The sequence below is a fragment of the Mesorhizobium sp. M4A.F.Ca.ET.020.02.1.1 genome, from assembly GCF_004022645.1.
GTDB lineage: Bacteria > Pseudomonadota > Alphaproteobacteria > Rhizobiales > Rhizobiaceae > Mesorhizobium.
Map to the genome: position 1 here is coordinate 1 of NZ_RZOI01000482.1, position 4761 is coordinate 4761.

A 4761-nucleotide genomic window follows, 5' to 3' on the forward strand; every position below is an offset into this window, starting at 1 on the left:
AGCTACGATCAAGCCAGAAATGCGCTGGTCTCGCCATCCGCTCCCGACCAGGTTCCGGGGAGAAACACGGTCGGCAATCCCAGGGAGATCGTGGATTTCGATGAGGCTCAACGGAAAGGATCGATCGTGATCAACACCACGAAGCGGCGCCTCTACCACTTATTGGGAGACGGCAAGGCGCTGCGATATGCGGCGTCGGGAGGGAGGGCTCGAGTGGTCCGGTCGCGACACGATTTCGAGCAAGAAGGACTGGCCGGATTGGCGCCCGCCAGCCAGATCGGCGCCCAGATTGTCCGGCATTGAACTGTGATCCCTTTCAACATCAAGCAGCTCGAAACCTTTGTCCTGGTGGCGACTTTCGGAAGCTTTCGAAAGGCGGCGGAACGTCTGAACACAACACAGCCGGCGGTGTCGACCCGAATTGCCGGTCTGGAAGAAGCGCTCGGCGCGAAGTTATTTGAGAGGCAGAGCAGCACCGTAAGGCTGACCGCAGAGGGACAACGGCTGCTGCCGCCAGCGCAGCGGGTGCTGCGCGTGGCCGAACGGCTGCAGTTGACGGCAAACTCTCTATCGGAGACCGCGGGAGTGCTCAGGCTCGGGGTTGCCGAGACCATCGTGCACACCTGGCTTCCCGATTTCCTCAAGGAATTGCAGGTAAACTATCCGCTCGTCGATACCGATATCGTCGTCGACACAACGACGACCCTTCGCAACGAGCTCATGTCCCACAGACTCGATCTTGCGGTGCTGATGGGCCCCATTCAGGAATACAGCATCGAGAATATGGAGCTGCCATCCTTCCCGCTCGTATGGGTCTGCTCGCCCGCCTTGAAACTACCCAACCGGGGCAAGCTGACGGTGAGCGACCTGATGCAATTCCCAATCATCAGCTATGCGCGCACGACGAGACCTTACAGTGAGCTTTACCGCAAGCTGACCGGCGAGTTTGAAGCGACGCCGCGTATCTTTCCCGCCAATTCGCTGGCCGCTTCCATCAAGATGACGCTGAACGGGATCGGTATCGCCTCCCTCCCCAGGGAAGTCGTCCAAGACCACACGGCCAGCGGCGCCCTGCGCATCGTCGACTGCGAATGGCATCCCTCCGACCTGCGGTTCACCGCTTCGTACTCCTCCGAGCCATCGAATCCGATAGCGGAGCGGGCGGCAAAGTTGGCCGGTTGCATCGCACATGCATATGCCGCCAGAATCGGCAAGGCGCAGCCTGCCGACTGGCTCGCAGTTGAGCCCGTGGCGCCTCAGCCGACCGACGCTGCTGGCAGATAGATGCGATCGCCTGAAAAGATCACATCCGGGCTCATAATATGATCCATGTTGAGCACGACGGTCGCCGCCACGTCCGCAGAATGGCTCCTGGCGATCAGGCGAATACTGTCGCCGCTCTTCACCTCGACCCACTGATAGCCGCCCTTCTCCAGCGCTGGATTCGTGCGGCCCTTGGCGTTGCTGCTGCCATCGGGATGAACCTCGACATAGTCGCCGGAAACCCAGCCGCTATGCATTTTACCGTCCGGTCCGAAACCTTCGACAGGTATCCAGGCTTCTCCCGACGGATCGGTCGAAGGTTTCGCGGTCTGTTCGACGAACGTGCCGGGCTGCAGGACCGTGGCCACGTTCGAATTCCCGTCGGGCTCCGTCCGCAGATTCAGACCGTCATCCGCCGACACCACGAGCTGCGGGAAGTCTTCGGGCGGGGTTTGCGGCTTCCCTGGAACATCGGAGGGATCATCGGGCTGCTGGGACGACGCATCGCCATTCTGCTTTTTCGGATCGGGTGGAGAGGTCGGCGCGCCCTCCCAAGGCTCCGCCAGCAAGGAATCCAGCGAGAAGAGAAGCATTCCAATGCCGAATGTGATGCCCAAAGTCCACCGGTCCCATGAACCCCAACGTTTGTCGGACTTTTCCGCCGCCGCGATATCGGCATCGGTTCGCGGCACAGAACGGCGATTCATTCGGTCCGTCCTTATGGCCGACGCCCAGAATTCGGCGCAGCCGAACGTGAACAGGGTGCCCGCGACCGTGGCGATCGGCGCCGGCCAGGAGTGCAGCGTATAGACGGCGCAGCCAAGCACATAGCCGGGTCCAGCCAGATGTTCGGCCACATTTCGGATCACCGGTCTGCCGGTGAACGACTGCAGCATCGACTTCGTGCCATAGACGACGTTGCCGAGCGAAAACGTGCTGTTGACGACAAGGTCCTTACCCTGGATCATCCCGGTCGCGGCACCTGGCGCCGCTGCAATGAATGTGGCCCCGCCGAGCGCGTTGAGGAATCGCCCGAACGGCTTGTGATTTGCGGTTGCGTTGGGGAAGATCGCCTGCGAGCCGAAAACGAAGCCTCGCACGCCAAATGCCACGGCTGCGGCAGTCGCGCTCCAGGTTGGCGGCAACGAACTCCACAACGCGTAGGAGGTGGTCGACATGCCGCCAAAGGTGGCGAGCGCCTGAGCGTTTTCGCGCATCCTCGCATGGCTGAGGGCCAGGTCGACACTGGCAGCCTGATCCGGCGTCATCGCCTTCTTGTGGGTGGCACGGAAGGTCGTCAGTTGCAGCACGGAGAGGGCGTTCGTCTGATCCGTCGACATCCAGGCAAACTGCGTTGGCGTGAACTTGCGCAATTGGCCGGGGCCGAGCTCGCCAAGCTGCTTCGGCGTGAGGGCCGCTATCTGCTGCTTCGTCAGCGCCTCGATCTGATGAATCGTCAGGGCGCCAAGCTGCTCACGCGTAAGCGCCGAAATATGGTCCGGCGACAGCTGTGCCGTCGTCACGGGATTGCGTGCCGCGACAAGGTCGGGATTCAACGCCGCGAACTGCGTGGCATCAAGATGGCCGAGTTGGACAGGTCTCATGGCGGCGAACTGCTCCGACGTGAAGGCATTGCGCTGCTCGTCGCTGAGCCCGGCTATCTGGTCGGGCGTCAGCTTGCGCACTTGCTCGATGGTCAAGGCAGCAAGTTGCTCAGGTGAGAGGGCAGCGACCTGATCCGGCCGCAAGGCGCTGATGCGGCCAGGGGCAATAGCCTGCAATCTGCTTGGCCTGATCGCCTGCAGCTGTTCGGCGCTCACCGCCTGCAACTGCTTTGGCCGCAGCGCCGCAACCTGATCGAACGTCAGCTGCCCGAACTGCTCGGGGCTCAGTGCGGCCACCTGTTCGGGCGTCAGCCTGGCGATGTGCTCCGGCTTGATTGCATGCAGTTGCGCGTCGGTCAGTCCGGAAATCTGATCGGTCGAAAGCGACCTGACCTCTGGCCCGGTCGACGCGCGCACAGGTTCGGCAAATCCCGGCTCCGCGGCGGAACTTACCGGAAGCTCAAGGCCGACGAACTTTCCGCTGGCAGGGTCGAAGACCGCCCTGCCGCGGTCAGGTGCTAGGGGCCATGCGGCACCTGCGGACGATGCTTCGGCGGAAGCGTTCAACACCTGCGGCGCTTCGCTGGCCAGAGGCGCCGCCTCATTGACCACGGCTTCGGTCACCGGCGTCTCCGACGGCGCGCTGATATCCCAGAATTCGTCGGCCGGCCGCAGGATTATCTGCGGGCGTTCGGGCGTCGACGCGCCCGGAGCAACGGCATCCTCGTTGCGGGTGAACCCACCGACGAAGTTGCCGTCAGGATCCATCATCCTCCATCCGTAGACCTCGTTCCACGGTATGCTGCCGTCGATCGCCGTCTCGTCGACGCCGGCCATCCTGTCGCCGACAGGCCGGCCCATCGCCTCGAACTCGGTCGGGACGTGGAGGCGTGGTCTGCTTGGATTCAGCGTATAAAGATAGGTGTAGCCTTGCTGGCGCGCCGCCCGCGACTCTTCCGCGACGAAGGTCTTGGCCCCGGAGACCGACTGGCTCGTACCAACGAATCGGCCATGGGTGTTGCCCATCACATAGTTGCTCAGCGCGATGCCTTGCGGATTGTCCACCCAGATTCCTGTCGGCGGCGGTGGCGAGAAGCCGCCCGCGTCCCTGATCTCGCTCGGCGAGCGCGTATCAGCGCGGAAAACATAGGGACCGACATTGCCGCGCGACGGGCGGCCGGCATTGCTTGCTTCCTCGGCCGCATTGGCAGGTTGATCGCCCTCTTCCGGCAGGCTTCCCGGCACATGGTCGTCGGAGGCGCCGCGTATCCAAGGCAGCACGACGGCTTCACCCGTGTCGGGGTCATAGACCAGTATGTGCGTCTTGTCCTGCACCTCCGGAGCATCGGCCGCGGCGCGGGGTCCGTCGGAAGGCGGCACATAAACCTGCTCCGGGCTCCTCGGCTCGGTGCCCAGCATTGCCGCGACGATCACCTCGCCATTCCTGTCCTGGAGACGGATGGTTCGGCCCACGCCGACCTGGTTCGACGCCGGTTGAGATTGCGGTGTTGCCGTGGCGGGCTTGCTGTGTCCAAAGATGTTGCCGATAATTCGCGCGTCATCGAGCGCCTGCTGCAACTCCGCGGAAGGCGGCGCATCGAGGAACACCCAGCGCGGCTGATAGGCCGGGTTCTCGTTGCGCAGCGCAACGTCCTTGTTGATCTGCTCCTGCAGTTTTGGCGTCAGCGGTACTTCACGCATCTGGGCGACACCGTTGATGGTCGTCCAGCGATGGTAGGTCTTGACCTCGATGGCCTCGATCACGTCCGGGCTCTTGAAGACAGGCGAATCCACGTAGCGCCCGCCCTCGCCGAAGACGGGATGCGGGCCGTCCGGATTGGCCGCGACCGGGAAATGCGCCTCTCCAAGCGATCCGTTGAGTTCGCGTGTGTAA

2 protein-coding genes and 1 pseudogene are annotated in these 4761 nt (G+C 63.0%); 2 read left to right on the forward strand and 1 reads right to left on the reverse strand.

From position 1 onward, the window contains the following. Window positions 1-303: pseudogene (locus EN742_RS38230) on the forward strand (hypothetical protein); the annotation flags it as partial. A 3-nt stretch (window positions 304-306) separates the two neighbouring features. After that, window positions 307-1284 (forward strand): LysR family transcriptional regulator, encoded by a 978-nt coding sequence (locus tag EN742_RS24695; RefSeq protein ID WP_128333394.1) that lies wholly within the window; start codon window positions 307-309, stop codon window positions 1282-1284. On the opposite strand, the gene EN742_RS24700 is transcribed toward EN742_RS24695, so the two are convergent. Continuing rightward, the coding region (locus EN742_RS24700; RefSeq protein ID WP_148670234.1) for an SH3 domain-containing protein at window positions 1257-4761 on the reverse strand (3505 nt) is incomplete at its 5' end. The genes EN742_RS24695 and EN742_RS24700 overlap by 28 nt on opposite strands.